This is a genomic window from Mesorhizobium sp. BHbdii, assembly GCF_053848045.1.
This window is the reverse complement of record NZ_JBSPKX010000180.1, coordinates 1-469: the sequence shown is the minus strand read 5'-3', so window position 1 is coordinate 469 and position 469 is coordinate 1. Positions and strand designations below refer to the sequence as shown.

Here is a 469-nt window from a genome sequence, read left to right as displayed (position 1 = left end):
GATCAGCCCCCAGAATGCCGCGCCGACGCCGAACAGGGTCAGGCCCGACGCGGTGACGACGAAGGTAACGGTGGCGGCCATGCGGTCGCCCTCGTCCTTCAGCGCGATCGCCAGCGCGTTGGCGAGCGAGGCCATCAGCGCGAGACCCGCCACCAGCACGATCAGGCTCTGCGGCAGGACGGCGAAGATCGCCACCAGCGACGCGCCGAAAATCGCGAAGATGAGATAGGCGAGCGCATAGAAGGGGCCGGTCTTCCAGCGCTCGGCGGGGTCGGGATGCACGTCCGGCCCGGTGCAGATCGCCGCCGAAATCGCCGCCAGATTGGTCGTCGAGCCGCGAAATGGCGCCGACAGCAGGGAAAACAGGCCGGTGACGCCGATCAGCGGGCCGGGCTCCGGGTGGTAGCCGGCGGCGCGCAGCACGGCCAGGCCCGACAGGTTCTGCGAGGCCATGGTGACGAGATAAAGC

Annotated in this window: 1 protein-coding gene; it reads right to left on the bottom strand. The window is 69.3% G+C overall.

All coding sequences use genetic code 11. The features are described from left to right. A partial coding sequence (locus tag ACWTU8_RS32505; protein WP_455851334.1) for a benzoate/H(+) symporter BenE family transporter occupies positions 1-469 on the bottom strand: 469 nt, incomplete at both ends.